Genomic DNA, 26,488 nt, shown 5'->3' with positions numbered 1-26,488 from the left:
AGACCTCTGCCTATAAAAATAGGCAAAGGTCTTGCTAAGCACAAATTATGCTATCACACCCGATGGCTCCTAACCATGTAATGACGAATGTGAAGTAAGTTCAATTAAAAGTAGTGGCCATCTTAAGCTACTATTTTAATTTCTTATAGCTACTCCCCTTTGACAAATGTCAATGGATATTCAATTCAATTATATTGTTATTTTAACGATATTGTTTTGAAAAATCAAATCTTTCTACCAAAATTCATCAAAACTTTACAAAACTCCATATTTTCTCAATAATATTTCCCTTACTTTAGCAAATGACAGATAAATTCCATACTTTTTGTTATCCATTATTTCTTTCGTCGCTTTCTCGCGACCAACACTATTGTATGATAGTCTTCTGTCGGATGCTACGCCGTTTCAGATATAGATGCATTTATATATGCTTTAGCAAAATTACTTTGCTTCTTTTTCAATTAGACTGTAAATGATTGGTACGATAAACAAAGTTAAAATTGTTGAGCTTATTAATCCCCCGATAACGACGATGGCCATTGGTTGATTCATTTCCGTACCTTCACCTATTCCCAGTGCTAACGGGACTAAGCCTAGAATTGTCGTTAAAGCTGTCATTAAAATTGGGCGTATCCGGTCCTGAACCCCTGCAATAATGGCATCCGTAACATTTAAACCTTGCTGACGTTTTTGATTAATATAATCAATAAGGACGATTCCGTTATTCACAACAATCCCAACCAATATGAGTATCCCAATAATCGCTGTTACTCCTAGCAATGTATTTGTTAAATATAAACTAGCCGCAACACCTATTATCATTAAAGGAACACTAAACATCATAACAAAAGGAAGTTTAAATGATTCAAATTGAGCACCCATAACGAGATAAATAAGGATTACTGCAAGAATAATTGCCAAGATCATATCTTGCTTTGCGCTATCGAATAATTCCCGGTCACCGCCAAATACAATTTTCGTTGTCGTTGGAACTCCTACTCCCTGAATTGCTTCATCTACCTTTTTGGAAATACCGCTCAATGATTCTGAAGTTTTATATTTCACAAAAAATGCAATAGCCGCGGCTTGATCCGATCTTCGAATGGCCGTCTGCGATTCTTTGATTTCAATTGTTGCCAGTTCCTGCAATTCAACAAATACACCCGCATTCGTACGTAGCTTCATCTTTTTAAGAGCTTCTACATCTTCCCGAAAGGCTTTACCAAAGCCTGTATATACTCCCAACACTTCACTGTCATCTGCAATAATTTGTGTTGTAAAGGCACCGCGAGTCATCATATTAACTGTTTGAGCAATTTGCGAAGGCAACAATCCATATTGATTTGCTTCATCCCGTTTTACTTCTATTTGGATTTCCTCTTTCACTTCATCCAAATCTGTCGTAACCTCGACTATCGCATCAATTTCTGTAAGCCTTTGCTGAATTTGAGTAACTGTCTCCTTTAAACGCAGCTCATTACTGTCGGTTACACGGAATGATAATGTATTAGGTGTTGAGCCTGATGAAGAAGAAAGCGAAAAGCTAACTTCTGCCCGTTCCCCAATTTGTTTCTGAACCTGTTTTTCAAACTGCTCAACAAAGTCGAAAATGGAGCGATTACGTTCAGATAGTTCAACGAGCTTAATCGAAATTTCCCCTTCATTTTGCTTACTAGTCTCCCGGGATAAAGATTGCTGATTGCCGCCGATTAAACTTACTACAACATCGACTTCTTCATATTCCCTTGCCATTTCCTCTATTTCACTAACAATTCCTTCTGTCTTTGCAACCGATGCACTATTTGGAAGCTTAACGGATAACGATACAAACCCCTCATCTGTCGGAGGCAGAAATTCTGTACCTGTTTTGTAAACCCCAAAGCCGGATAAAGCAAGTAATGCTAACGTGATTGATAAAATGAGTGCACGTCTCGTTAGTCCCCATTTTATAGCTTTCGTATAATTTCGATAGAGCCACTTGCCTTGTCTCTTTTCAACTGAATTTGCCGGTTTCGTACGTAAAAAGCGGCTTGCAAGCATTGGAACGACTGTTAAAGCAACCGCGAGTGAAGCAATCAAGCTAAATGAAATGGTCAAAGCAAACTCCATAAATATTTTACCGATTAGTCCACTTATAAAAATAACAGGTACAAAAACTGCAATGGTGGTAACGGTTGAAGCAGTAATCGCTAAAGCTACTTCTTTTGTACCGTTGATTGCTGCATCTATTGGACTTTCACCGAGTTCTAAATGCCGTTCAATATTTTCAATAACAACTATGGCGTTATCGACAAGCATCCCAATTCCTAAAGCAAGCGCCCCAAGCGTCATAATATTCAACGAAAAGTTTGCAAAGTACATGAGAACAAATGTTACGATTACCGAGAATGGAATTGCAATCCCAATAATAAGCGGACTTTTTATACCAGATAAAAAGAATAGAAGTACAAGCATTGCAAATAAGCCGCCAAAGATTAGAGAGGAGCTAATATTACTAATAGCTAAGCGAACATAATCTCCCTGGTCAAATAAAATGGTCGCTTCAATTCCTTCATATTGTGGTTCGTTTAATAAACGATCAAGTTCCTTTTGGAATGTTTCAGAAACACTCGCTGTATTTGCACCAGATTCCTGCAGAACCGAAATCAGAACTGCCGACTGATCGTTTGCACGCGTTATCGTATTTGTTTCCTGCTCTTTTCGTTCTACGGTCGCAATATCTTGAATTTTTAGGGCTTCACCTGTTAATGGATTTACAGACAGTACTATATTCGCTATTTCATCCGGATGAGTGAATAAACTAACTACACGTGTCGTCAATAGCTGATTGTCCTTTGTACTTAATTCTGCACCGGGCATCGAAATATTACTTGCCTGTATGACTTGCATGACGTCCGTTTGCGTTAAATTTTTTTGTTCAAGTTTTTGAGGATCCAGTTCTATTTGGATTTCTTCTACAATTTTTCCTGAAACGGTTACACTTGCTACGCCTTCTGTCCTTTGTAATTCCTGTTCCAGCGACTCCGCTATCTGCCTGATGTCTACATCTTCGTCATTGGCTGCCAATGCAAGCTGAATAACCGGAAACTGCGCTGGATCGAATTTCAAAAAGCTAGGTCTCCCGGCATCATCAGGAAGAGGAACTAGATCTATGCGCTGCAATATATCAGTCTGCACTTTATCCATATTTGTTGACCAATTAAACTCTAAAATAATTAGATTCGAGCTTTCAAGGGATGTCGACTGTACCTTTTTTATACCAGGCAGAGTAGAAAGAGAAGCTTCCAATGGCTTTGTCACTTTCTCATTGACTTCAATGGGGCTCGCGCCTGGATAGCTCGTAACAACAACACCAATGGGCGGATTCAAATCAGGTATTAATGTAATCGGGATTTTAAATAGAGAAACAACTCCCAATATTAATACAAAGATCATCGCAACAATCGTAAACACGGGACGTTTAATAGAAAATCTGCTTATATTCATGGATGTTAAATCCTTTCATTTTGTCATCGTATTATTTAAAATTCGTGTAAAGGTTCCTTTTCCCTTTACCATTCAACAATAAAATACTTTCCTAAAATAAAATGTTACAAATTTTCAAACAATATTACTTTGGGGGTTTAACTATGTGTTTAATTGCATTTTCCTATAAAGTTCATCCAAATTATCCGCTTGTTATTATTGCAAATCGTGACGAATTTTATGACCGGCCGACAGCAGCGGCCCATTTTTGGGAGGATAATCCTGCTATATTAGGTGGTCGGGATTTACTTCAACAAGGTAGCTGGATGGGACTTTCGAAAAACGGGCGATTTGCGGCCATTACGAACTATCGTGAGCCAAGCCAGCCAGAAACAACGCTCCTATCACGTGGAGAGATCGTCTCACAGTTCTTGCTTTCTACTGAATCGATTGAATCCTTCATTGATTCATTACGGGAAAAAAGGAATCTGTATGGCGGCTACAACGTTTTATTGTTTGATGGGCAGCAAATGCATCATTACAATAACGTATTTGACGAGCACAATAAGATCGAACCAGGTACTTACGGTCTTAGTAATGCTACATTAAACACGACTTGGCCAAAAGTCGAAAAAGCGAAAAATTCATTAATAAACAGTACTCAAAACAAACAATTTGAAGTACAAGATCTTATTTTATTATTATCAGATGATAATATTGCACATGACGAAGTATTTCCAAATACTGGGGTAGGCATTCATTTAGAACGCGCACTCTCAGCACAATTTGTGAAATTACCGAATTATGGAACACGTTGTTCTACAGCAATAATATTTAATAAAAATGAAGATATCCATTTTTTAGAACGCACTTATGATAAAGGTAGCTTTCTATTTGATCGTTCTTTTACTATTAAGCCAAAGAGCTTGGCAGCATCAGACACCCGTCATAATAAATGAATATAAAAAACCCGGCAAATTTCTTTACTGAGAAATTGCCGGGATATAATAAACATGCCTATTACAGCAGGCTATAAAGTTTAATTTGTTCGTTCTTTTCAGTGAACCAGCGCATTGCAAATTCATTTTCAAATAAAAATACTTTATTATCAAAACGGTCACGCACTAGCATTGAGCGCTGAGAATGCATTGATTCCTTTACATCTTCCTCATTTTCAATCCAACGTGCGATCTTGCTGCCGATTGGCTCCATCGTTACTTCAACATTGTATTCATTAATCATACGGTGTTGGAAAACTTCAAACTGTAATTGACCTACTGCACCGAGGATGACATCTTCAGTGTGTAAAGTTTTGAAGTATTGGATCGCACCCTCTTGTACTAACTGAAGTACACCTTTTTGGAACTGCTTACCTTTCATAACGTTTTTCGCCGAAACGCGCATGAAAATCTCCGGTGTAAATTGAGGTAACTTCTCAAAGTTAAATCCTTTTTTACTGCCGACCACTGTATCGCCAATCTGATACGTCCCTGTATCATAAAGTCCGATAATATCACCTGCAACTGCTTCGTTTACAATTTCACGATCATCCGCTAAAAATTGTGTAGACTGCGTTACTTTAAAGGATTTTCCTGTTCGCGCCAACGTCATATTCATCCCACGCTCGAACTTACCGGAAACGATTCGCACGAACGCAATACGGTCACGGTGGGCAGGATTCATGTTTGCTTGAATCTTGAAAATAAACCCTGAAAAATCTTTGTACTCTACAGGATCGATGAATTGCTCATCTTCTGTAATACGTGGCTGTGGAGTTGGTGCAAATTTTAAATACGTATCAAGGAATGTTTGTACCCCGAAGTTAGTCAATGCTGACCCAAAAAATACAGGTGTTAATTCCCCACGGCGTATTTTATCTTCCGAGTATTGATTACCCGCTTCATTTAACAATTCGATATCATCCATTGCCTGCGTATAATAAGATGTTACCTTCATTGGATGATCAACCGCTAAGCCGCCCTCTTCATTTAATGGTAAATAGCGATTCGCCTCATCAGTTCTAAACTGCTCAATTCGGTTATTGTATCGATCATAAATTCCAAGGAATTCTTTCCCCATACCGATTGGCCAGTTCATCGGATATGCTGATATGCCTAAAACCTCTTCTAGCTCTTCTATAAGCTCCAATGGCTCTTTCCCTTGACGGTCTAATTTATTTATAAATGTAAAAATCGGTATGCCGCGCATTTTACATACTTTAAATAGCTTTAATGTTTGTGCCTCAATACCTTTTGCAGCATCGACAACCATGACAGCAGAGTCTACTGCCATTAAAGTACGGTACGTATCTTCCGAGAAATCCTGGTGACCAGGTGTATCAAGAATGTTTACACGACAGCCTGAATAATCAAATTGCATAACAGAGGATGTAACTGAAATCCCACGTTGCTTTTCGATTTCCATCCAGTCGGATGTTGCGAACTTTCCTGATTTTTTCCCTTTTACTGTACCCGCGTCACGAATTGCTCCACCGAATAATAATAGTTTTTCGGTAATCGTCGTTTTACCAGCATCAGGGTGACTGATAATGGCGAATGTTCGACGCGATAATATATCTTGTTCTAAAGTCATTGTTTTCGTCTCCTTTTTCCATACTTTCTTATTTTAAAAGACAACAGTCATTCGTTACAACCTTTTTTACTTTTGAGTTAGTATTTTACGTATTCTTTTCATTATTTTAAATAGGACAAAGCCTATGACAATTGCAATCGCATTTAATAATACATCATCTACATCAATGCTGCGACCGATAAAATATTGTGTCCCTTCTATAAATATCGGTATGCTGAATGCGACGATATGCATTTTGCGCCAGCCTCTTAGTTTTTTCCATAAAAGCGGTATAAAAAAACCAAACGGAATAAACAGGACAATATTGCCTGCCAAATTATAAAATGCGATATTCGCTAATGGTCCCTTTAATTGATCATAATATAAAAGAATCGTTTGTAATGGGGTGAAATTACTACGGACATAGGCAGTGGATGTATCAACTACAATTTGTCCATTTAAAAAATAAAAATTGGGTATAATCGTTTGCGAAAAAATGCTCACACAATATAGGAAAAATACGAGCATAATAACTTCCCGAGACACATCTTTCTTTTTATTTCTTAAGTATAGTTTTCGGCTAATTATATAAAGAGGAAAAATCAATATACAATACCCGATCATACTAAGTACGTAGGATTGAATCATTTCTTTCTTTTCACCTCCAAAAAAAAACCACCGTTAACGCAATTACGTTAACACGGCGGATTTGAAAAAGATATAGGTTCATCTATACAAATTTTAACTTCCCAGCTTCAATCGCAATTTTGGCATCACTATGCGGGTATTTCGTATTTTCAATGATTTGGTAATCTTCATGACCTTTGCCGGCAAAAATAATAATATCCCCGGGATTTGCTACGCTCACTGCATGTCTAACAGCTTCTGCGCGATCACCGATACATGCATAGTTATTATGCAGCATCCCTTTTGCTAAATCGCCTGTAATACTATCGTACTCCTCATAGCGTGGATCATCTGTTGTAAGCACAACATAATCTGCAACTGACGCCTTTTCTGCCATCGTTGGACGCTTCGTTTTGTCTCGTCCGCCACCTGTACCAACGAGGAAAATCAATTTATTTTCCGGTTTTTTATATGGAAGGGCAGCATTTATCGCTTTTTCAATTGCATCCGGAGTATGTGCATAATCAATAAAGATTTGAATCGGTAAATCCGTTTCCACCTTTTCCATACGTCCTTTTACTGGAGGAAGCATTTCAATCTGTTCAATAATGACTTCAATTGGGAAGCCTCGCGCATAAAACACCGCTGTTGCTGCAAGTACATTGTAAATATTGAATTCACCCAATAAATGCATTGTCACTGGAAATGTACCTTCAGGTGTTTCCATATCAAAATGAGTCATGCCATCTTCATAATTGCAGTTCACTGCTCGGAATATAGCGTTGTTTTTTAAGCCATAAGTCCATATCGGAAATGGCGTAATTTGGGCATAACGCTCTGACCATGGATCATCCGCATTTAATACGACATGCTTGTTCTTTTCCAAGTCTTGACCAAGCTGAGAGAACAACAAACCTTTCGTGTTACCGTAGTTTTCCATTGTACCATGAAAATCTAAATGGTCATGTGTTAAATTCGTAAATACCGCGACATCATAATCGACACCTGCTAAACGACCGAGTGCCAAACCATGTGACGAAACTTCCATTACCATCGCACGGCAGCCTTCACTTTTAGCTCGGAAAATCATTTGCTGAGTATTTAAAGAGTCACTTGTTGTGTTGGCCGATTCATAAAGTACACCATTTAAATTAAATCCTATTGTACCTGACAGTGCCGACTTTTCACCAAGTCCAATTAAAATATTGTGGATAATGCCGGATACACTTGTTTTACCATTTGTACCTGTTACGCCAATCATCATGATGTCTTTCGATGGGTAGTCAAAAAACTTCGCTGCTAAAATGCCTAATGTACGTGTCGTATTCTTAACAAGTACTTGTGCAATGTCGCCCTCCAACTCCAATAGACGCTCTGTTACGATAATTGTTGCCCCAGCATCAACAGCCTTCTGTGCATAGTCATGACCATCTACTGTAAAGCCTTTAATGCAAATAAACACACTGTTCGGCTGTACACTGCGAGAATCAATCGCAATATCCGAAATCAGCTTCGGCAATTGTCCTACTATTTTCTTTTGCATGAGTGTACTTAATAGCTCTTCTGCATACATTTTTCTTTCCCCCACACTTGCAATATACTTGCGAATCTAAATTTTTTCAGTTAAGTTATTGTAATTTCTATGTATTACTCATCATACTGCTCATGGATTGAAATTTCCATGGTTTACGCTTACTATTAAATACCTTGAACTATTAGAACCACAAAATAACCATTAAATGAAGTGTTCCCAAATGTTCACATAGTACAATTTTTAATTAATATATCTATCATATCAAAATTCGCCATTTATCGACATCATAAATTACTGTATGATTATAGTTATTATTACTTATCAGAGGTGTTTTATGCAGCAAAATGAAATTCTGAATAAGCGAAATCTGCTTATGGTTATTACTTATTTTTTTTCGACGCTTATTTTTACTACTGTCATTGTTACACAGCTGTTCAAGCATCCTTATTCATTTTTAGCTATTAGTATTGGAAGTTTCATTATACTCGTTGCTTTGTATTATTTAAAAACTCCGCCAAAAGTATTTCAAATTATTTTGATTTGTACATGGCATATGATCGTCTTCTTTTTTAACTATCAAAATGTAAATATATTTTCGTTTTATACTTTTATCTGGGTTATTGCGATTTTAACCATTTACCGTTCATATATCATTTCTTTCATCAACATAGTTCTAGTATTCATTGAAATTTATATTTTAAATGAGTTATCGATGATTCCCTATCATAGTTTTAAATCAGAAGATCATTTTTTACTTTTCGGCTTTTTAATTGCGGTTTGCGTTATGAGTATAGGTCAAAGTTACTTTATAAAAAATATTTGGTTAAAGTTAGAGAAAAGTGCAATTGACCGTGAGTATTATTTGAATTCTAAACATGCATATTTACATTTGTTTTTCGAACAGGCTAATGATGCGATTGCGGTATTTGATTTGAATGATCGTGTGATTGCCGTTAACCCAGCATTCGAAAAATTGTATGGTTGGACTAAGGAAGAAGCATTAGGGCGTATTTTACCACTTATGCCCCCGGAAAACGAAGAAGAGTCAAGACAAAGGAAAGAAGATATAAAGCATGGAAAGAAATATCATCTTCATGAAACAACTGATATGAGAAAGGATGGCACTATTTTCGATGCACAAATCTCGTTGTCTCCCATTTTTAGCCCGCACGGCGAAATTATCGGTTCTTCTGTAATTTCACGGGATATTTCATATATTAAGGAAAACGAAAATTTAATTTTGCAATCTGAAAAACTAAAGCTCGTCGGTGAGCTTGCTGCCGGAGTTGCACATGAAATTCGTAATCCGATGACCGTCATATCCGGCTATGTTCAAATGATGAACGAAAATCCTGACTCACCTTACTATGAATATACAAAGCTAATTCAGAGCGAAACGGAACGAATTGAATTAATTTTATCAGAATTCCTTGTATTATCTAGACCACAGCCTAATCAGTTTATACCGGTTAATTTAGCAGAGGCATTAAATGAAGTAGCTACATTTTTCCAGTATGAGCTTCAGCAAAGGACTATTTCGCTTAATATTTCGAATGAATATTCGCACACATTTATTTTAGGTAATAAAAATCAAATTAAACAGGTATTTATAAATTTATTTAAAAACGCTATTGAGGCTATACCTGAGAATGGGACCATTACGTTAGAAGTGAGTATAGGCAAAGATGGCGAGGAAATTTATATTAATATAGTCGATACAGGCTGCGGTATACCTACCCATTTAACAGAACGTATTTTTGAACCTTTTTATACAACGAAAACGAAAGGTACAGGGCTTGGGATGATGATTGTTAATAAAATTGTTCAAGATCATAAAGGGACAATTAAAATAAAAAGTCAGCAAAACGTCGGTACAGAAGTTCTATTATCGTTTCCGGTGTTCAGTGAATATTAAAAATGAGAAGGCTGGGTAAAACCAGCCTCAAAATTATAAGAGGTTGGGATATAAGTAGAAATTTCTTTTTAAAAGGGAAATACTCTTATTAAGAAATTGATATTATATGAATTGATTGGAGTGAAGGGGCGACTCCTGGGGGAACAGCAAAATTTATTTTGCGACGAGTAACCGCAGGAGCACCGACGCCTGAGACTACAGGCTCAGGCCGTGCCCCCGGAAAGCGTCCCCGTAACGGAAATCAATTCTGGCAGAAGCAGAAAAACATCTATTTTTTTCTTGAAAAAATAGATGTTTTTCATTTGGTCCCAGACTCTTTATTTGTTATCTACTCCATATCCCCTGCTTGTTGCCCGGGAGTGCTGCCATATCAAAGAACATTCGTTATTTCATAATCGTACGAACAAGCTTAACTTTTTGTTTGTACGGCGGATATAGTAAACTATTTGCCAGTTTATTAGAACGCTGCATAATCGATTTAGGGTGCGTAAAGTTCTCGAAGCTAGCCTTTCCATGATACGATTTCACACCTGAAGGACCAACCCCTCCAAACGGTAAATGCGTATTTCCTACATGTGTAATTACATCATTTATACAGCCTCCGCCAAATGGCAGTTCTTGAAGGAAATAAGCAATCGCCTTTTCATTTTCAGAGAACAGATAGGCACTTAACGGCTTAGGCAATTGGCGTATTTCGTGAATCGCTTTTGGTAATTGCTCATAAGTCAAAATCGGCAAGATTGGTCCAAAAAGTTCATCTTCCATTGATGGACGATCCCACGTTATATTTTCTAAAACTGTTGGCTCCATATATAAATCTTCTCGATCTGTGCGACCGCCGAATGTTACCGTATCACGCTCGTTGTCCAATATATTTTGCAGGCGGTCAAATTGGCGCTCATTGATTATCCGGCCATAGTCCGGACTTTGCTGTGGATCATCCCCAAAGAATTCACGAATCGTCTTTTTAAGTAAACGTGTGAATTTTTTAGCAACTGAAGAATGAACTAGCAAATAATCCGGTGCAACACATGTTTGCCCTGTATTATTAAATTTCCCCCAGACAATACGCTTTGCTGCTACATCTAAATTAGCGGTTTGATCCACTATGGCAGGGCTCTTACCACCAAGTTCTAATCCAATCGGAGTCAGACGCTCTGCAGCAGCCTTTGCTACTACTTTTCCAACAGCTACACTCCCTGTAAAGAAAATATAGTCAAAGGGCGCATGAATCAGAGCAGTAACTTCATCCTTTTCACCCTCTACAACTCGAACATAATGTGGTGGGAATACTTCCTCTAAAATTTTCTTTACCATAATGGCTGTATGAACAGCCGTTTCAGATGGCTTAACGATCGCTGTATTGCCTCCAATAATCGCCCCAATCAATGGCTCCATAATTAATTGGAAAGGATAATTAAAAGGTCCAATAATTAATGTAACTCCAAACGGTTCCCGAACAATGTAACTTTTGGCAGGTTGAAAATGTATTGGTGTTTTCACTAGTTCCGGTTCCATCCAGCCATCTATATTTTTTAAAAAATAAGAAATACTATCGTATACAATTCCAATTTCAGTGGAATAAGCTTCAAATTCACTTTTTCTCAAATCTAATGCTAAAGCTTCTATTACTTGTGCCTCATATTTTTTTATTGTTTCTTTTAATAATATGAGTTGCTCTTTACGAAATTCTATATTTTTAGTTGCGCCGGTAAAATAAAAAGATCGTTGTTCTTCAATCATTTGTTCAACATCTTGTGCAGTGAAGTTCATTTTTTTCATCCTTTCAAAAAGAAATGTATGCATAAATTATAGCTGTTCACACATATTAACTATAGTAATAACTACTACAAAGTTAAATTTAATTCCTTCAAATATTAGCAAGGAAGTTATGCAAGGAGGTAATATCAGTTTCAAGAAAAATGTTTATCGAAAAGTCTAAATGGGAATTTCATAAGTAATTATTTAAATCAGACATAAAAACAATCGTACAAGGAGGCTATATAAATGATTATTACTGAAACTTGGTGGGGCGAGATTTTTTCTGGACCATTATCTATTGGATTAAATGAACAAAAGATTACACAGCTAGAGGATGAATCATTTTTATACTTTGACGAATTTGTTGCAACAATTCCTACTGAAGAACAAAATACTTAACCGTAAAAGGACTGTCACATTTGTCAGTCCTTTTTTGCATTTTTCTATGGCATAATGACTATATATAATAGAAATTTGGTCAAAGTCCATAGGAGGTCATCCTTATTTTAAATAAAATACTGAAATTCATGCTAATTTTTTTTCTTATTTTCGTCTGTGTCATTTCAGTACAATATATTATGAAAAAAAACAATTTGGAACATCAAGATTCGATTGAAGAAGCCCAGGCTGCCGTTTCTCCGGAACAGTTGAAACTTCAAACGATGCTTGCCATATCTGAAATTGTGCTTCAACAATTTATTGAAAATATCATACTTAATATAGAGATAACGCCGCTAGAAGATAAATTAAATGTTACCATTTCATTACAGGCAACTGAATTTCTTCATGAAACGACATTGTTAAAAGACAGCTACAATTTATTAACTGAGCTCCAGCATGTAGAAGCTTTAAACGATGTTACATTAAAATGGTTCAGACCGGTGCAAAATAAAAATACAGAAGTATTCACATTGGCATTTGATGCTCAAACACTTCACACAATTAATGAAATCTCATATAAAGATATACCGCAAGTGGCAAAACAATATATAAAACATGATGCCCTCCACTAAAAAAGCTGAGGACATAGCAATACTAAAAGCAGTTCAAACTTTACTCATCGTAAAATTTGAACTGCTTTCTTTTTTGTATCTACATTGATATATATGTTATTTCAATGAATCATTCATTTCCTGTAATGCGGAGCCTACACGCTGGACAGCTGTTTTCAGCTCTTCTTTTTGTTTTGCTGTAAAGAAGCTATAGTTCACATAGTCTTCTTTTCCTACTTCATAATAAGCGACAATTTCATTTAATTCTTTCAAAGTCTCTGATGTAGTTTCAGCACTTTCTGTTGAGATGCGGGGAATAAATATCTCCAATAAATCTTCCGCAGATTCTGTCTGTGCTTTGACAGCGTATACTTCATTATTGGCAACGCTTTGCGTAGACAAACGATTCGTTGCCATCGTGTTGAACATCGTTACAGCTGAAGCTAATACATTATTTCCTGAAACATCCATCGTAGGAAGCTCTGCCTGTAATGCTTTCACATTTTCAACAAGCTCATCTACAACTTCCTCATAGCCTGTAGTTTTCTTCTCTACAAACAATCCATGAGCTAATTTTTGAAAACCTATTGTCTCCGCTTCTTTTCCTTCTACTAATTCGCCGTTAATTTTCACGTCAAGTTCCTGAAAATTTGAAGCAATGGGCTGCATTCGCTCATAATACATTGTTACTAATGGGTAAAGCTTTTGTGCCTCTTCCAATTTTTCCTCTTTCACATATGTGGCTAGAAGTTCTGTATCTGCTGTGAAGCTGTCCATTTGCCCCATTATCAATGATTTATACTGCTCTGCCTCAGCAGCTACATCTATTTTAATTTCTTGCTGTTCTACAGGTTCTGTTACTGGATTATCTTCTTTTTTGCCACATGCAGCCAATAATCCTACTGCAAGCAAAGCAATCATGATTCTTTTACTATTTTTCATATTGATTCACCTCTTATTTTTCTAGTTCGACTACCTTTGTATGAACAACAAATCGTTCTTTGTCATCAGGGGATGTCGTACAAGTCGAAAAAGTCGCGATTTTATCGGAATTTGCTACTTCGACTGGCATTTCTATTGCAGATTTTTGTTGAATATCTAATAAATACTGATCAAATGTATCATTCGTAAATTGTGTTTCGATATAATAAAAATCTGTTGTCGTTTCATATGCAGCAAATACATGCAAAGCATAGCGTTTTTCATCTGTCTCATAATAGAAAATAGGATGCTCTTCTGCATAAGCTTGCTCGTTAAACTTTGATAAATCGCCAAACATCGTACCATTACGTAAAACATGCCCGTAAAAAATCGTATGCCGATCTTCCATTACATCATTTCGGAAATCAGCAAAAATACTTCCTCCACGACTCTTTTCATCTAAATAATTATGCTTTAAGTAAAATTCATTATTATCCGTTTGTAATACGGGGTTATTTAATCGGGTATTTTCCAATGTAAGCCACCCGATAATATTTTTATTTTGTCGCTGAAGTTCTTTAAGCTCGCTTTGTTCCACTATTTGCTGCGCCTGTTCCAGCTGTTCGTTCACTTCACTATAGTCTAAATAATAGCGAATAACGATAACTGCACAAACAATCATTACAATACCGCTTAATGCCCGAATCCATCGCCGCATAATCAGATGCTTAACGGCATCATATAGAGTCCCAGCTTTTCATCTTCATGGAACACTGAATTGACACCGTATACTTCCTTAATGACTTCCTTTGTAATGACACTGCGCGGAATACCCTCTGCAATGATTTTCCCGGCTTTCATTAAAATAACATGATCACTGTATCGAATCGCCTGGTTAATATCATGGAGGACCATGACAATCGTTAAACCATACTGTTCATTTAATTGCTTTATAAGCTCCAACAGTTCGAGTTGATAATATATATCCAAATACGTTGTCGGCTCGTCGAGGCAAAGTATTTCAGATTGCTGGGCAAGTGCCATCGCAATCCATACACGTTGACGTTCCCCTCCTGATAAAGCAGATAAATCATTTTGGCGTTTACCAAGTAAATTTGTACATTCCAGTGCCCATGTCACAGCTTCTTCGTCATCATTCGTTTTCTTTTTGAATAAAGAATTATGCGGCATCCGTCCATACATGACAAGCTTCTCTACAGTTAAATCAGCTGGGATATCATTTTGCTGATAAACAATCGCAAACTTTTTTGCGAATTCTTTCGGTTTATACTCCACTAAATCCCTATTTTCAAGAGTAGCTTTCCCTTTAAGTGGCATCTTATTTCGTGACATCACACTTAATAATGTGGATTTCCCACAACCATTTGGACCAATTATTGTCGTTACTTTCCCTTTCGGAATGACTGTGGATACTTCATTTAAATGCCGCGCCTTGCCATCATGCGAAACAACTACTTGTTTAATTTCCATTTTCGTCACTCTTTTCTAAGTAAAAATATGAGGAACGGACCACCGATAATCGCCATAATTGTCGAAGCCGGCACTTCCATCGGGCTAAACATCGTACGACCTAGGGTGTCTGCCAATAATATAATAAATGCTCCTAATAATGCGGTAAAAGGAATCAACACTTTATGATCATAACCAACAAGCCGGCGCGCAATATGCGGTACTAAAATTCCGACAAAAGAAATGACCCCTGCTACGACAACCGAAGCTGCCGCCAATAGAACAGCAACAGCGGCAATAACTATTCTTGCAGCCGTTACGTTAAAGCCTACACTTTTCGCAGTTTTATCAGATAAGACGAGGACATTACAGGACGCATATAAAATAATCGCCAAAATAAGTCCGATTGAACCGTAAGTTACGATTAACGATACATCATCCCAAGTTTTAAACGATAAATTGGATGTAATTGATCCTGATGCAGAAGCACCAAAAGTAATCATTGCTTCTGTAAGACCTGAGAACATGGCATTAATCGCAATCCCGACCAATATTAATTTTAATGGGTTCAATCCTGATTTCCATGAAAGTAAAAAAACGAAGAAACAAGCTAGCGCACCACCGATAAATGCCGCGATAGGCGTGAAGAAAAACAGTGTTGGTACGAAGCTAACAATAAAAAGTTTAGTAAATGCCGCCCCAGCGGAAATTCCAATAAACCCTGCATCAGCTAATGGATTACGCATAATTGCCTGCAATAAAACGCCTGCAACTGATAACGCTGCTCCTGCAAATAATGCAACGATAATTCGTGGAAAGCGCAAATCTTTAATGGCAGCCATATTCGTATTTTCAGGATTAAAAAAATTCGTAATAAACTCAACAAATGACATCTGGATACTCCCAGTTGTCGCGGCATAAATAACGGTAATAATTAATAAAACAGCGACAGCTATAAAGCTGATGATTTTTTTTGTCACAGCAAACACCCTTTATGTAAGGAAACAGCAAAACCTCCCTCAAGGCTTTGCTTTTTCACATTGTTATTGATAGAAAATTTTCTCCAATTGATGAAGTGCATCTGGTACATTCAATGCTGCTGTCGTACCGAATAACTCTTCTTCTAAATCAAATACTTGCCCATTTTTCACTGCATTAAAATGTTTCCAAACATCATTTTCTACAAATTCCTTATCAAACATTTTTATTACTTCATCTGGCATACCGTGAGCTAAACGTAAAATGATATCAGGATTCGAAGAGTATAAATATTCGGTGTTAGAAGGCAAATATTCTGCATCCTGACCGGCCATTACATTTTCCCCGCCGGCTAAACGAACTAAGTCACCCGCGTACGAATTTTCTGTTGCTACTAAATAACTGCCTGGTACACCTAGTAAAATTAAAACACGTGGTTTTTCTTTATCACTTGCAGCTACTTTTACTGCATCAATTTCTGTCTGTAACTCGGCATTTAATAGTTTTGCTTCTTCTACACGATTGTAGCGCTCTCCTAGTACCGTTATTTCTTCCATCATAGCTTCAATACTTGTTAGATCCACAAAATCTACAGGGATTTTTAATTGTTCGAATTTATCCTTTAAATCATATTCCAATGTCGAAACTGACAATACTTCGGTAGGATTAAGGGACTTAATAATTTCTGCGTCTGGATCCATCGCATTTCCGATATCAGGCAGTCCATCAAAACGTGAAGGTAGTTCTTTGATCGTATCCGGAATCGCTACAGCATCAAGGTTTAATCGATCCAGAATTTGCGCGATTACGACTGTACCTGCAATAATACGATGCTCTTCTTCTACAGCAGATGCTTGGCCTGTACCCGAATTTTCCACCATTGTTTCAGCTTTTTCTGTTTGTTTATCTCCATCGCCACAACCCGCAAGTACAGCAACACTTAATGCGAGTCCGATAAGCCATTTTTTCATTTCTTTTTTCCTCCTAGAGTTTAAACTGAAGTAAATTTTCATCTCCAACATAGATGGAAATTTACTTCAATTTAAGCGTCATCTTACCTACCCTTTCGCAAAAATAGGATTGGGGCTGCGCTAAAAGTAAAACTTTTAACACAACCCTACCTAATATAAATATTTGCTGATGGCTTTTTTAAAATTCATTATTCAAACCGTCTGCAGTTCATTTAGTTATTTTTTTAAACCTTCAACAACTGTTAAAGTATTGTTTAAAATTTTAGCCATTTGTGAACGAGTTAACTTGTTTTCTGGATTAAATTTGCCTTCAAAACCAGAAATAATACCTAATGTATTTAATTCAGAAATTGCTTTCGAAGCTTCCACTTCTTTTGGCATATCAGAGAATTTAGCTGTATCACCAGTTGCAGTATAACCATTTTTCTCTAATAAACGGTAAATCATTAATGCGGCTTGTTTACGAGTCACATCTTGTGCAGGTGCGAATGTAGTAGCTGTTTTACCATTGATGATGCCATAACCATTTAAAGCGTTAATCGCTTTTTTCGCTTCGTCATCATATTTTACGATATCCGTGAATGCTGCTTTTGCTGGTACATCTAATTTTAATGCACGGTTTAGCATTAAAGCGAACTGAGCACGTTTTACGTTATTGCCTGGATTAAAGTTGTCTGCAGCGATGAAAATACCTTTGTTGAATAGGTTAACGATTGCATCTTTGTTACCGTTGTTAGCGATATCTTTAAATGGCGCTGCAACAGGAACTGGTTTCTTTTCACCGAATTGTAATTGTACTTTATGAACTGAATCATATTTTACACCAGCAGCATCAACTGTTAAATCAACCGTTGCATTATAAATTTCATTAATATCTTTTAATGAAATTGTGTAAATTTGAACTGTATTTTTCTCTACAGTTTCTTCTGATTTCAATGCTACTGTAGCACCTTCAACTTTGAAGTCATTTAACCATTGACCTTGTGGGAATGTTACATCAACTTCGTATCCGCCTTCAGTAGAAGTAACCATTACTTCATTTGCTAAATATGTGCCTTGCATAATTGATTGTTCTTTTGTTCCATCTTTAAATACAGTAACAGGCATTTTTGTTGCTTCAACCGGAGCCGGTGCTGGTGTAGCTTCCGCTTTTGGTAATTCTAAGTTAGCTGTTTCAATAGCGAAACCGAATGGATAAGGTTTATCCATATTCATAGCAGGTACAACAACGTGTACTGAAGCTTCATGTAAATCACTAATTGATGGAATTTCAATTGTAACTTTACCATCTTTTGCTTCTACATTTTTACCTGCAATTGTTACATCTGGTACCATTGCTTTTGAATCTTCAGTAATAGTTAACTGTACTGAATATTTTCCATCTTTTACGATTAATTTTGCATCAGGTGAAAAATGGCTTGTAATCGCTTTGTAGTTTCCTACTTTATCTTTGTAAGCATCCCACTTAACGTCATAAGTGCCGTCTGCTACTGAATCGAATGTTTTGCCTACTTTGAAGGTTTTTTCTTCTTTTGCTTCTTCAACTGGTTTAGTTGTTTCAGTTGCTTCTTTTATTGATTTTGCATCTGGAGTTAAAGTAACTTTATAATCTACCGGATCTTTACCAACAAAAGTAATAGTCATATTTAAAGTTACTTCCACTGGTGCATAATCAGCTGTTACTGGGATATTAATCTGTTTTTTTCCGTTAACTTCAGCCATTGCTGGTTGACCCGCTACTGTTACGCTGTTTACCATGCCTAATACTGCGTCAGATAATTCCAGATTAATAAATTGCTGACCATTGTTCTCAACTAATTTACCTGTAGTAGGAATAAAGCGCTGTAAAGATTCAGGAGCATCTACTTTAAAGTCAATCGTCTTTGCTGCTGCAGTAGTAGTTGCCTCACCCGTACGAGTCGTTTCCCCGCCTACTTCAGCAGATACTGCCATTGCTGGTACAATTGCAGATGTTGCTAATAGCGATGCCAAGACCGCTTTTGTTGCTTTTGATTTTTTTACCATTTTCATTTCCTCCAATTTTCTATCTTGTTTTTGTTTGTTTTGTGCGAATAAATACAATCGTTGCTACGATGAATAAAATCATCGCCACAAGCGGTAATTCATCGCTCGTCTCCGGATTTTCTACTACCTCTGAATTTTCAGCTTGCGCCATTTCAGATGCATTTTCTTCATCTGTCTTTGTAGAATCATCTGTATTTTCTTCTGTAGTAGCTTGCTCTGCTGATGATTCTGTTTTTTGTGGTTCAGTTGATGGTGCTGGTTTATTTGAAGAAGTATTACTTCCTGACGACGATGTTGGTGACTCCTTGGTAGGTGTTGCTTGTTTTGTTTCCTCTTTAACTGGCTTTACCGGCTCTTTAGGCTCTTCCACCTTTGCTTCTGGTAAACCCGAACTGTTGAATACAAAATCTACACTATAGGCATGGTGATAATCAATATCATCAATATCGATTTTCATGGCGATTGTTACTAAATTTGCATTCGAAACCGGAAATTGAACCGTGCGTTGACCTGCAGATTCATTTGTACTAATTACTTTTGCCCCGCCCGGAGGTTTAAATTCTGTTACCCAGCTACTGTTTTTTATCGTAAGCTGCATTGTCATTTTACCGTTATTTACGATTAATTTGGCAGGTTTTAAAAAGTAATCATTCGCCATGGATGCCGAATTGCTGCCAGGTTTATTAACTTGATAGTTCACTTCGTAAGTGCCATCTGCAATTGCAGCAAATGAAACATTTGGCAAAGTAAAAGCTACCAAAAAAAGAACAGATAAAATCATGAAGAAGTTTTTTTTCATACGAATTCTCCTCCTTTTCTTCACAATATGTAATTAACTAATAGAGAATATTTCTCAATGCCATTATATAGCATGCCATAAAAGTAATGGTTTCTCAAATGTCAACATTCTCCTTTAATATAAAATTTTTGCGAAACGATTTAAACTTCATAAAATTGTCGTAATTAATTCTTGAATTTTTATTTCCTTTAGGTAAGTAAACAGAAAAAAAGATGAAAGTGTATATAACCATTTTCATCCTTTAATTATTTATTGTTTAAAACTCAAATTAATCCAGGTCACGATTTAATCATTGCCCACGTCTCATTATGCAAAAGAGAAAAGCGTATTACTTACTCACTTCTTCTGGATGGAATCCGTCACGCTGAAAATAATTGTCATGGGCCCAAATATTGAGTTTTTTCTGTTCTGCCTGTTGTTGAATTTCGAGCAGCTCTTTTTCCAATGTATCGTTCGGTTTATTTACATAACGCACTGCAGCAAGTCCTTCACTTAATAAAACTTCATGCAAGCTGATATTATCCACAAATGCGTATGCTAACAGTCGGTCATAATTATCGGTTTCCGGACCTTTGTCGAATAATAGTTGGACTGAATCGGCCTTTTCCAATAACTCGGTTGTACGTGCCTTTGCTTCTTCAGCATACGGCATCGGTTCGCCTTTATTATAGTTCATTTCTGGTGTATCGATCATAAGGAGGCGTACACGCTCTTTTTTACCATCGATTTCAACATTAAAAGTATCACCATCATTGGCATTTAAAAACTTCACATCAACCAGTTGTTTCCCTGTTTTATCCACTGCCATTTCAGGTGTAATCGTATATGAAATATTTTGTTCTTTAATTGCCGGTGAATCTACTTGCTCTGCCTCTTGTTTTGGTTCGTTGAATATTAAATATAAGCCTACTGCTAAAATAATTGTTCCACTCGTAATGAGCGTTTTTATATCTTTTAATTCCATTGTTATTGTTTAACTCCTTCTAAATCTCCGTGTTCAACTTCGGTGTTGGTCCTAATTCAACCGGTGGAATATCTGCAAATGTTTCGCCTTCTTCTTCAAGGTCGCGCATCCGATGTGCCAGGCGTGATGCTGCACAAGCCGCAATACTTCCAACTAAATCATCCAAAAATGTATTAACCGATTCCCCAGCCTTCGTATCAAGCTTTTCAATAATACCAATCTTTTGCTTATCTAAATGGCCGAATGTTGTAACTGCGATACTTCCATACGTAAATACAGAACCCAACGCAAGTGTTTCATCTACACCGAACAGTCCTTCGTCTGATTCAATAATAGCCTGAAGTGGCGCAGATAAGAGCCTTTTTTCCGCCAGTTCATCTAATTCTATACCTACTAATACTGCATGTTGTACTTCACGTTTAGTTAATACACGTTCAACTGATTGAATACAATGTTCTATTGTTAAACCTTCATTATATGGGGATTGCATCGTATAAACGATTTCAGCAATATCTTCAATCGTTACATGGCGACGTTGTAGGGCATCATGTGTAGCTTTTGTCACTTCATCTGAGTGTACACGAATTCTTTTGTTATGCATGCATATATCCTCACCTTTATTTATATTAAGCGCTCATTCACTTGTCTATCTTCTATATTACACCTTTATTTTTCTTTATGATACAATTTTGAATACATCAATCGACAGGGGTGACAACTTTGGAAAAAGGCACAGTAAAAGACATTGCTTTTTTTAGTAAGGCATTAAACGAGGAGTTGGAGCTGTTAATTTATATTCCAGCAAATTATTCTCCACTTTACGAATATAACATCTTAATCGCTTCCGATGGTAAAGATTACTTCCAGCTTGGTGGCATACCACGTTTAGCGGATGAACTAATAGATGGCTATATTATTGAAAATACAATTATCGTTGGTGTTCCATACAAGAATTATGAGGATCGTAAGCGAAAATATACTCCAACAGGTGACCAATTTGAAGCTTATATGCGATTTTTGGCGCATGAGCTTGTGCCTTATTTAGACGAAGAGTACTCAACTGCCCAAATAGGAGGCGGGCGTGCACTAATTGGAGATTCCATGGCTGCGACAATTTCATTAATGACTGCAATCCATTATCCGAATATTTTTGGAAAAGCCGCCTTACAATCACCTTATGTAGATGAACACGTATTAGAGGCTGTTCGTAGTGCAAATAATATTAATTTTCTTTCGGTGTATCATATTATCGGACTACAGGAAGATAAAGTGACTTTAAAAAATAATACCGTCAAAGATCTCCTGACACCAAACCGTGAACTGCACCAATTGTTAATAAACCATGGAATTGATACCTTTTATGAGGAATTCAATGGTAATCATACATGGACATATTGGAAGCCAGATTTAAAACGCGCACTAATTGAAATTTTCGGATAATAATGTGTTCTTAAATGTCTATTCATAGTTTTTTCTGTTATACTTATAACAATTGCGCCTCCGGGATACTTATGTCCACTTTTTAGTTTACTAAAAAACTTCTCATGAAAGTTGGGCACCTAAAGGCTGATAAAATTTGAATAATTTTCTAGGGGGTAATGAATTTGAAATATGGTATTGTTGCTTTTCCATCTAAGAAAATACAAGATTTAGCGAACACTTATCGCAAACGCTATGACCCACATTATGCGTTAATTACACCTCACATTACTTTGAAAGATGCATTTGATGCGGATGAATCTCAAATGGATCAAATATCCAGCAGTTTACAGCAGGTGGCATCACAATTTGCCCCTTTACAAATTCACGCTTCTCGAATCAGTTCATTTTACCCTACTACAAATACGATCTTTTTCCGAGTTGATCCAACACCGCAATTGGAAAACATTCAAAAAATGATTCAGGAAAAAATCAATTTCGGTGCGCCAAAGCATGTCTTTGTACCGCATATTACAATTGCGCAAAAGTTAAGCGCTTCCGAACATGATGATGTTCACGGTCAGCTACGCATGGTCGGTGTTGATGAAAAAGATGTAATCGATCGTTTCCATTTACTATACCAATTAGAAGATGGCTCATGGACAACTTATGAAACATACAAATTGACTGGAGCTGAGTAATACGTGTTTGAAGTAAAGTTAGTAACAACTGACGAAGACCGTGAACGCGCATATGCTTTACGGAAAGAAGTTTTCGTCAAAGAACAAGGTGTCCCACTAAATTTAGAAATAGATGAATATGATGAAACAGCTACTCACTTTCTTGTAAATGAAGGTGAAAATACAATTGCTACAGCGCGTCTACGTGAAATTGAACCGAAAGTTGGCAAGGTGGAGCGAGTATGTGTTTTGAATAGCTATCGAGGGAAGCGTCTCGGTGTATTAATTATGGAGGCTGTGGAAGAATATGCAAAAAATGCAGCATTTAAAAAGCTTAAGCTAAATGCTCAAAGCTATGCCGTACCTTTCTATGAAAAGTTGGAATTCGCTGTAATTTCACCTGAGTTTATGGATGCCGGCATTCCTCATCGTGCCATGGAAAAGAATATTTAGAAGATGGTCTTATTTTTCATAATTGCATCTGAATATAAAAACGATAGCCACCAAGTAAATATTTGCTTGGTGGCTATCCTTGTATAGATGATGCTATAAATTAAGGACGATCTGTATACATATATTTTTTGGATTATTTCTCATCTTGAACTACAGAGCACTTTATTTCATCATTTTTTCAATTTTTGAAAAATCTAATGATTTACCGTCTTGAATGATTGATGCGACGATTTTTTCTTCCAACTCGCTTGATACTGGTTTATTTGCAAGTTTACTTACTTTTTTAACGATTTTACGAACTTGCTTTTCATCCGAAAAGTCTGCATATGTTAATGCATTAGCAAGGTTCATAATTTCATCAAAGTCAACACCTGTTTTACGCTCAATATTTTTGAAAAATGAACGTTCCATTTGAAAATACCTCCTTAAATAATTACGCTACCAACGATAATAAGTAAAATGAATAGTACAACGATTAGTACAAACGTACCGCTATTGTTGCCGCCGCCATAACTTGGAGTTCCATAATCGCAACCTTGCCATCCTTGTTGCCATCCTTGTTGTTGTTGTTGCCAACCATATCCGTATCCTGACATACTAAACCCCCCTTTCTATTTTGTAGTGTATGCATACACACAAGAAAAAGGAGGGTATTCGTCTAATCTACTTTGCCTTTTGGTTTAAATATTAATGCCGCAATAAATCCAAAAATAATGGCAGCACTGATTCCAGAGCTCGTCACCTCAAACATACCTGTCAAAACACCTATCCAACCATGTTTTTCAGCCTCAGCCATCGCCCCATGTGTTAAAGAATTTCCAAAGGAGGTAATGGGTACTGTCGCACCTGCCCCTGCAAAATTAATTAGAGGCTCATATAAGTTAAAGCCGTCTAAAATGGCGCCTACTACAACTAAAATTGATAATGTATGACCGGGTGTTAACTTCCCGATATTCATTATTAACTGCCCTATTACACAAATGAAGCCGCCTACTACAAATGCCAATAAAAAAGAAAAGCCCATTGTCCTTACCCCATTCCAATTTCGATTGCATGTGCTGTGCACGGAATTGTATCACCCTGTTGAAAAGTAAGCGGGGATAAAAGTGCACCTGTTGCTACTAATAAAACGCGCTTATAGCGGCCTGTTTTAAATTGTTCCATCATATAGCCACTATAAACCGAAGCCGAACAGCCTGGACCACTTGCCCCTGCTAAAAATGATGCATCTTCACCATAAAATTCGGCACCTGCATCACGGAACCTTGATAAATCTTCTTTTTTCACACCACTTTGCGCGAACATTGCAATTAAAATTTTCAAACCAATTTTACCTAAATCACCTGTCATAATAACATCATAATCTTCCAATTTTTGCGAACGTTTTTTTAGATGCGATTGAATCGTATCAAATGCTGCCGGTGCCATAGCTCCGCCCATATGGTACGGATCTGTTGCACCATAATCAATCACTTTACCTACAGTCGCTGCTTCTATATATGGAAGCTTCGGCTCATGTTTACCAATTAAAACAAACCCCGCCGCAGTTACGGTCCATTGTGAAGTTGCAGGTTTTTGAGACCCATAGTCAATAGGGTAACGGAATTGTCGCTCAACAGAATTGTGTTGACTTGATGCTCCGGCAATTGAAAAATCACTTGCTCCGAGCTCTGTTAACAAAGCTGCAATTATCATCGATGAAACAGATGTTGCACATGCTGAAAAGAGTCCAATAAAAGAAACAGCAAGTTCCCGTGCTGCAAAATTTGTAGGTGTCATTTGATTGACTAAATCGCCACCTAAAAAATAATCGATATCCAAATTATTTAAATTTGATTTCTTCATTATTATTTGACATGCGTCTGAGATGAGCATTGTATTACCTTGCTCATTCGTGGACTTTTGTACCCGTTCATCCTGACTTATCTTATCAAAATATGTTTGGAAAACGCTGCGTTTTTCCAAAGGACCAACAACAGTAGCCGAAGAAAGAATGGTTGGTTTCGATGGAAATACGATTACCATGATGTGACACCTACCGATACTAATATCAATTTAATTAGAGATACGAAAAAAGCCGATACGACGCCGAATAAAATAACCGACCCTGCAAGTTTAAACATATTGCCCCCTACACCTAAAACAAGCCCTTCGGATCTATGTTCAATTGCTGCAGAAATTACCGCATTACCAAATCCAGTTACAGGTACAGCACTTCCAGCCCCTGCAAACTGTCCAAGTTTTCGATATTGACCAAACCCGGTTAAAAGCATGGCAAGAAAAACCATTGTAGCCACAGTCGGATTGCCTACAGTCTTTTCCGTGAAATCAAAAAAGATCATGTATAAAAATGAAATTGCTTGTCCTATTGAGCAAATTACCCCTCCTACAACAAAAGCCTTTAAACAGTTTAGGGGTATAGGTACTTTTGGTGTAATTTGATCCTTTAAAGTATTGTATTGTTGCTGTTTCAAATTACGTTTCCTCCTTCGCAAGCTTTTTTAAATGCTTTAATTCTTCCATCATTTTCTTTTGATCCTTTTCTTCCATTAGTTTGGACGATTCCCAAAACATTTTAAAATCGGCCGATACATTTACCGTACTTCCTTCATATTGCTTTTCTAACTTCTTCTGCCAGCGATCTTCAATTTTTTGGCGATTCCACTTTTTTAAAGGCTTTAACTGCATAGCAACAAATATTTCGTTTTCAATTACGACAATATTTACTTGTTCGATATCTGAATCCTTTTCAAAAAGTTTTTCTACTTCATGCTGATGTTGCGTATCGTCTGTTTTTGAATAAGTCATTACTTTCTCACGGTCACCACAACCAGTAAGAATTAAAACTAAACTTATTCCTAAGAGCGCTTTTCGCATAACAGTCCCCCCTTATGTCCATTTTTCTCCGAGTATAGCCTTTCGTATTTTGAATTATTCATTGAC

At 36.9% G+C, this 26,488-nt stretch carries 27 protein-coding genes; 7 read left to right on the top strand and 20 right to left on the bottom strand.

The window, feature by feature from the left end:
- Positions 1–441: 441 nt before the first annotated feature.
- Complete coding sequence (locus MHH95_RS08065; protein ID WP_340727098.1) at positions 442–3,486, bottom strand: efflux RND transporter permease subunit; 3,045 nt, start codon at positions 3,484–3,486, stop codon at positions 442–444.
- A gap of 143 nt (positions 3,487–3,629) precedes the next feature.
- On the opposite strand from MHH95_RS08065, the gene MHH95_RS08060 reads away from it, so the two are divergent.
- Positions 3,630–4,424, top strand: a complete 795-nt coding sequence (locus MHH95_RS08060; protein ID WP_340727097.1) for an NRDE family protein — start codon at positions 3,630–3,632, stop codon at positions 4,422–4,424.
- A 61-nt stretch (positions 4,425–4,485) separates the two neighbouring features.
- Here MHH95_RS08060 and MHH95_RS08055 read toward each other — a convergent pair whose 3' ends face one another.
- From MHH95_RS08055 to MHH95_RS08045, 3 genes are all read right to left on the bottom strand, one after another.
- The gene (locus MHH95_RS08055) at positions 4,486–6,057 is read right to left on the bottom strand and encodes a peptide chain release factor 3 (protein ID WP_191698587.1); all 1,572 of its coding nucleotides are present in this window, start codon (positions 6,055–6,057) and stop codon (positions 4,486–4,488) included.
- Between the two features lie 66 nt (positions 6,058–6,123).
- The gene (locus tag MHH95_RS08050) at positions 6,124–6,564 is read right to left on the bottom strand and encodes a VanZ family protein (protein ID WP_340727096.1); all 441 of its coding nucleotides are present in this window, start codon (positions 6,562–6,564) and stop codon (positions 6,124–6,126) included.
- Between the two features lie 202 nt (positions 6,565–6,766).
- Positions 6,767–8,236, bottom strand: coding sequence for a UDP-N-acetylmuramoyl-L-alanyl-D-glutamate--2,6-diaminopimelate ligase (locus MHH95_RS08045; protein WP_340727095.1), 1,470 nt, complete (start codon positions 8,234–8,236; stop codon positions 6,767–6,769).
- Between the two features lie 295 nt (positions 8,237–8,531).
- Here MHH95_RS08045 and MHH95_RS08040 point away from each other — a divergent pair, with 295 nt between their 5' ends.
- Positions 8,532–10,112: a two-component system sensor histidine kinase NtrB gene (locus MHH95_RS08040; protein ID WP_340727094.1), complete on the top strand. Its 1,581-nt coding sequence runs from the start codon at positions 8,532–8,534 to the stop codon at positions 10,110–10,112.
- Positions 10,113–10,496: 384 nt separating this feature from the next.
- On the opposite strand, the gene MHH95_RS08035 is transcribed toward MHH95_RS08040, so the two are convergent.
- Positions 10,497–11,885, bottom strand: coding sequence for an aldehyde dehydrogenase (locus MHH95_RS08035; protein ID WP_340727093.1), 1,389 nt, complete (start codon positions 11,883–11,885; stop codon positions 10,497–10,499).
- 234 nt (positions 11,886–12,119) lie between these two features.
- Here MHH95_RS08035 and MHH95_RS08030 point away from each other — a divergent pair, with 234 nt between their 5' ends.
- Positions 12,120–12,272 carry a hypothetical protein gene (locus MHH95_RS08030; RefSeq protein ID WP_191698592.1) on the top strand — a complete coding sequence of 51 codons (153 nt, stop codon included), beginning with the start codon at positions 12,120–12,122 and terminating at the stop codon, positions 12,270–12,272.
- Positions 12,273–12,451: 179 nt separating this feature from the next.
- Positions 12,452–12,886 carry a hypothetical protein gene (locus tag MHH95_RS08025; protein WP_340727092.1) on the top strand — a complete coding sequence of 145 codons (435 nt, stop codon included), beginning with the start codon at positions 12,452–12,454 and terminating at the stop codon, positions 12,884–12,886.
- Positions 12,887–12,982: 96 nt separating this feature from the next.
- Here MHH95_RS08025 and MHH95_RS08020 read toward each other — a convergent pair whose 3' ends face one another.
- The 9 genes from MHH95_RS08020 to MHH95_RS07980 all read right to left on the bottom strand — a co-directional run bounded on the left by MHH95_RS08020 (position 12,983) and on the right by MHH95_RS07980 (position 21,594).
- A complete protein-coding gene (locus MHH95_RS08020) occupies positions 12,983–13,807 on the bottom strand; it encodes an EfeM/EfeO family lipoprotein (RefSeq protein ID WP_340727091.1) in 825 nt (274 codons plus the stop codon).
- 13 nt (positions 13,808–13,820) lie between these two features.
- Positions 13,821–14,504, bottom strand: coding sequence for a class B sortase (gene srtB / locus MHH95_RS08015; protein ID WP_340727090.1), 684 nt, complete (start codon positions 14,502–14,504; stop codon positions 13,821–13,823).
- Positions 14,505–14,506: 2 nt separating this feature from the next.
- Entirely contained in the window at positions 14,507–15,277 is a 771-nt protein-coding gene (locus MHH95_RS08010; RefSeq protein ID WP_340727088.1) for an ABC transporter ATP-binding protein, read from the bottom strand.
- A gap of 5 nt (positions 15,278–15,282) precedes the next feature.
- Positions 15,283–16,236 carry a FecCD family ABC transporter permease gene (locus MHH95_RS08005; RefSeq protein WP_340727087.1) on the bottom strand — a complete coding sequence of 318 codons (954 nt, stop codon included), beginning with the start codon at positions 16,234–16,236 and terminating at the stop codon, positions 15,283–15,285.
- A gap of 63 nt (positions 16,237–16,299) precedes the next feature.
- Positions 16,300–17,205, bottom strand: a complete 906-nt coding sequence (isdE, locus tag MHH95_RS08000) for a heme ABC transporter substrate-binding protein IsdE (protein WP_340727086.1) — start codon at positions 17,203–17,205, stop codon at positions 16,300–16,302.
- 216 nt (positions 17,206–17,421) lie between these two features.
- Positions 17,422–19,230 carry an S-layer homology domain-containing protein gene (locus MHH95_RS07995; protein WP_340727085.1) on the bottom strand — a complete coding sequence of 603 codons (1,809 nt, stop codon included), beginning with the start codon at positions 19,228–19,230 and terminating at the stop codon, positions 17,422–17,424.
- 19 nt (positions 19,231–19,249) lie between these two features.
- Positions 19,250–20,029, bottom strand: a complete 780-nt coding sequence (gene isdC, locus MHH95_RS07990; RefSeq protein ID WP_340727084.1) for a heme uptake protein IsdC — start codon at positions 20,027–20,029, stop codon at positions 19,250–19,252.
- Positions 20,030–20,357: 328 nt separating this feature from the next.
- A complete protein-coding gene (locus tag MHH95_RS07985) occupies positions 20,358–20,993 on the bottom strand; it encodes a thermonuclease family protein (RefSeq protein ID WP_340727083.1) in 636 nt (211 codons plus the stop codon).
- A 19-nt stretch (positions 20,994–21,012) separates the two neighbouring features.
- Positions 21,013–21,594: a phosphatidylglycerophosphatase A family protein gene (locus tag MHH95_RS07980; protein ID WP_340727082.1), complete on the bottom strand. Its 582-nt coding sequence runs from the start codon at positions 21,592–21,594 to the stop codon at positions 21,013–21,015.
- A gap of 119 nt (positions 21,595–21,713) precedes the next feature.
- Here MHH95_RS07980 and MHH95_RS07975 point away from each other — a divergent pair, with 119 nt between their 5' ends.
- From MHH95_RS07975 to MHH95_RS07965, 3 genes are all read left to right on the top strand, one after another.
- Positions 21,714–22,433, top strand: a complete 720-nt coding sequence (locus MHH95_RS07975; protein WP_340727081.1) for an alpha/beta hydrolase — start codon at positions 21,714–21,716, stop codon at positions 22,431–22,433.
- Between the two features lie 164 nt (positions 22,434–22,597).
- A complete protein-coding gene (locus MHH95_RS07970) occupies positions 22,598–23,113 on the top strand; it encodes a YjcG family protein (RefSeq protein ID WP_191698604.1) in 516 nt (171 codons plus the stop codon).
- Between the two features lie 3 nt (positions 23,114–23,116).
- Positions 23,117–23,545, top strand: coding sequence for a GNAT family N-acetyltransferase (locus MHH95_RS07965; RefSeq protein WP_191698605.1), 429 nt, complete (start codon positions 23,117–23,119; stop codon positions 23,543–23,545).
- Between the two features lie 162 nt (positions 23,546–23,707).
- Here the strand turns inward: MHH95_RS07965 and MHH95_RS07960 are convergent, their stop codons facing one another.
- The 6 genes from MHH95_RS07960 to MHH95_RS07935 form a co-directional block, all read right to left on the bottom strand.
- On the bottom strand, positions 23,708–23,956 hold the full coding sequence (locus MHH95_RS07960; protein WP_191698606.1) for a stage VI sporulation protein F: 249 nt from the start codon (positions 23,954–23,956) through the stop codon (positions 23,708–23,710).
- Between the two features lie 14 nt (positions 23,957–23,970).
- Positions 23,971–24,141, bottom strand: a complete 171-nt coding sequence (locus tag MHH95_RS07955) for a YjcZ family sporulation protein (RefSeq protein WP_340727080.1) — start codon at positions 24,139–24,141, stop codon at positions 23,971–23,973.
- 62 nt (positions 24,142–24,203) lie between these two features.
- Positions 24,204–24,569: a stage V sporulation protein AE gene (gene spoVAE, locus MHH95_RS07950; RefSeq protein WP_340727079.1), complete on the bottom strand. Its 366-nt coding sequence runs from the start codon at positions 24,567–24,569 to the stop codon at positions 24,204–24,206.
- Positions 24,570–24,574: 5 nt separating this feature from the next.
- Positions 24,575–25,570, bottom strand: a complete 996-nt coding sequence (locus MHH95_RS07945; protein ID WP_340727078.1) for a stage V sporulation protein AD — start codon at positions 25,568–25,570, stop codon at positions 24,575–24,577.
- On the bottom strand, positions 25,564–26,019 hold the full coding sequence (gene spoVAC / locus MHH95_RS07940; RefSeq protein WP_191698610.1) for a stage V sporulation protein AC: 456 nt from the start codon (positions 26,017–26,019) through the stop codon (positions 25,564–25,566). Before spoVAC ends, MHH95_RS07945 begins: the two co-directional genes overlap by 7 nt.
- A 1-nt stretch (position 26,020) precedes the next feature.
- Complete coding sequence (locus tag MHH95_RS07935; RefSeq protein ID WP_340727077.1) at positions 26,021–26,422, bottom strand: YhcN/YlaJ family sporulation lipoprotein; 402 nt, start codon at positions 26,420–26,422, stop codon at positions 26,021–26,023.
- Positions 26,423–26,488: the final 66 nt, after the last annotated feature.

The sequence above is a fragment of the Solibacillus sp. FSL K6-4121 genome (assembly GCF_038002585.1).
Classification (GTDB): Bacteria; Bacillota; Bacilli; order Bacillales_A; family Planococcaceae; genus Solibacillus; species Solibacillus faecavium.
This window is presented reverse-complemented; position numbering and strand designations above follow the sequence as displayed.

Coding starts and splice junctions, on each gene's coding strand:
- MHH95_RS07935 (WP_340727077.1), bottom strand. CDS start 26,422: ATGCGAAAAGCGCTCTTAGGAATAAGTTTAGTTTTAATTCTTACTGGT.
- MHH95_RS08055 (WP_191698587.1), bottom strand. CDS start 6,057: ATGACTTTAGAACAAGATATATTATCGCGTCGAACATTCGCCATTATC.
- isdC (WP_340727084.1), bottom strand. CDS start 20,029: ATGAAAAAAAACTTCTTCATGATTTTATCTGTTCTTTTTTTGGTAGCT.
- MHH95_RS07995 (WP_340727085.1), bottom strand. CDS start 19,230: ATGGTAAAAAAATCAAAAGCAACAAAAGCGGTCTTGGCATCGCTATTA.
- MHH95_RS08060 (WP_340727097.1), top strand. CDS start 3,630: ATGTGTTTAATTGCATTTTCCTATAAAGTTCATCCAAATTATCCGCTT.
- MHH95_RS08035 (WP_340727093.1), bottom strand. CDS start 11,885: ATGAACTTCACTGCACAAGATGTTGAACAAATGATTGAAGAACAACGA.
- MHH95_RS08065 (WP_340727098.1), bottom strand. CDS start 3,486: ATGAATATAAGCAGATTTTCTATTAAACGTCCCGTGTTTACGATTGTT.
- MHH95_RS08010 (WP_340727088.1), bottom strand. CDS start 15,277: ATGGAAATTAAACAAGTAGTTGTTTCGCATGATGGCAAGGCGCGGCAT.
- MHH95_RS08025 (WP_340727092.1), top strand. CDS start 12,452: ATGAAAAAAAACAATTTGGAACATCAAGATTCGATTGAAGAAGCCCAG.
- MHH95_RS07960 (WP_191698606.1), bottom strand. CDS start 23,956: ATGGAACGTTCATTTTTCAAAAATATTGAGCGTAAAACAGGTGTTGAC.
- spoVAE (WP_340727079.1), bottom strand. CDS start 24,569: ATGGGCTTTTCTTTTTTATTGGCATTTGTAGTAGGCGGCTTCATTTGT.
- isdE (WP_340727086.1), bottom strand. CDS start 17,205: ATGAAAAAATGGCTTATCGGACTCGCATTAAGTGTTGCTGTACTTGCG.
- MHH95_RS07955 (WP_340727080.1), bottom strand. CDS start 24,141: ATGTCAGGATACGGATATGGTTGGCAACAACAACAACAAGGATGGCAA.
- MHH95_RS08050 (WP_340727096.1), bottom strand. CDS start 6,564: ATGCTCGTATTTTTCCTATATTGTGTGAGCATTTTTTCGCAAACGATT.
- MHH95_RS07980 (WP_340727082.1), bottom strand. CDS start 21,594: ATGCATAACAAAAGAATTCGTGTACACTCAGATGAAGTGACAAAAGCT.
- MHH95_RS07985 (WP_340727083.1), bottom strand. CDS start 20,993: ATGGAATTAAAAGATATAAAAACGCTCATTACGAGTGGAACAATTATT.
- MHH95_RS08045 (WP_340727095.1), bottom strand. CDS start 8,236: ATGTATGCAGAAGAGCTATTAAGTACACTCATGCAAAAGAAAATAGTA.
- srtB (WP_340727090.1), bottom strand. CDS start 14,504: ATGCGGCGATGGATTCGGGCATTAAGCGGTATTGTAATGATTGTTTGT.
- MHH95_RS07945 (WP_340727078.1), bottom strand. CDS start 25,570: ATGGTAATCGTATTTCCATCGAAACCAACCATTCTTTCTTCGGCTACT.
- MHH95_RS08030 (WP_191698592.1), top strand. CDS start 12,120: ATGATTATTACTGAAACTTGGTGGGGCGAGATTTTTTCTGGACCATTA.
- MHH95_RS08040 (WP_340727094.1), top strand. CDS start 8,532: ATGCAGCAAAATGAAATTCTGAATAAGCGAAATCTGCTTATGGTTATT.
- MHH95_RS08020 (WP_340727091.1), bottom strand. CDS start 13,807: ATGAAAAATAGTAAAAGAATCATGATTGCTTTGCTTGCAGTAGGATTA.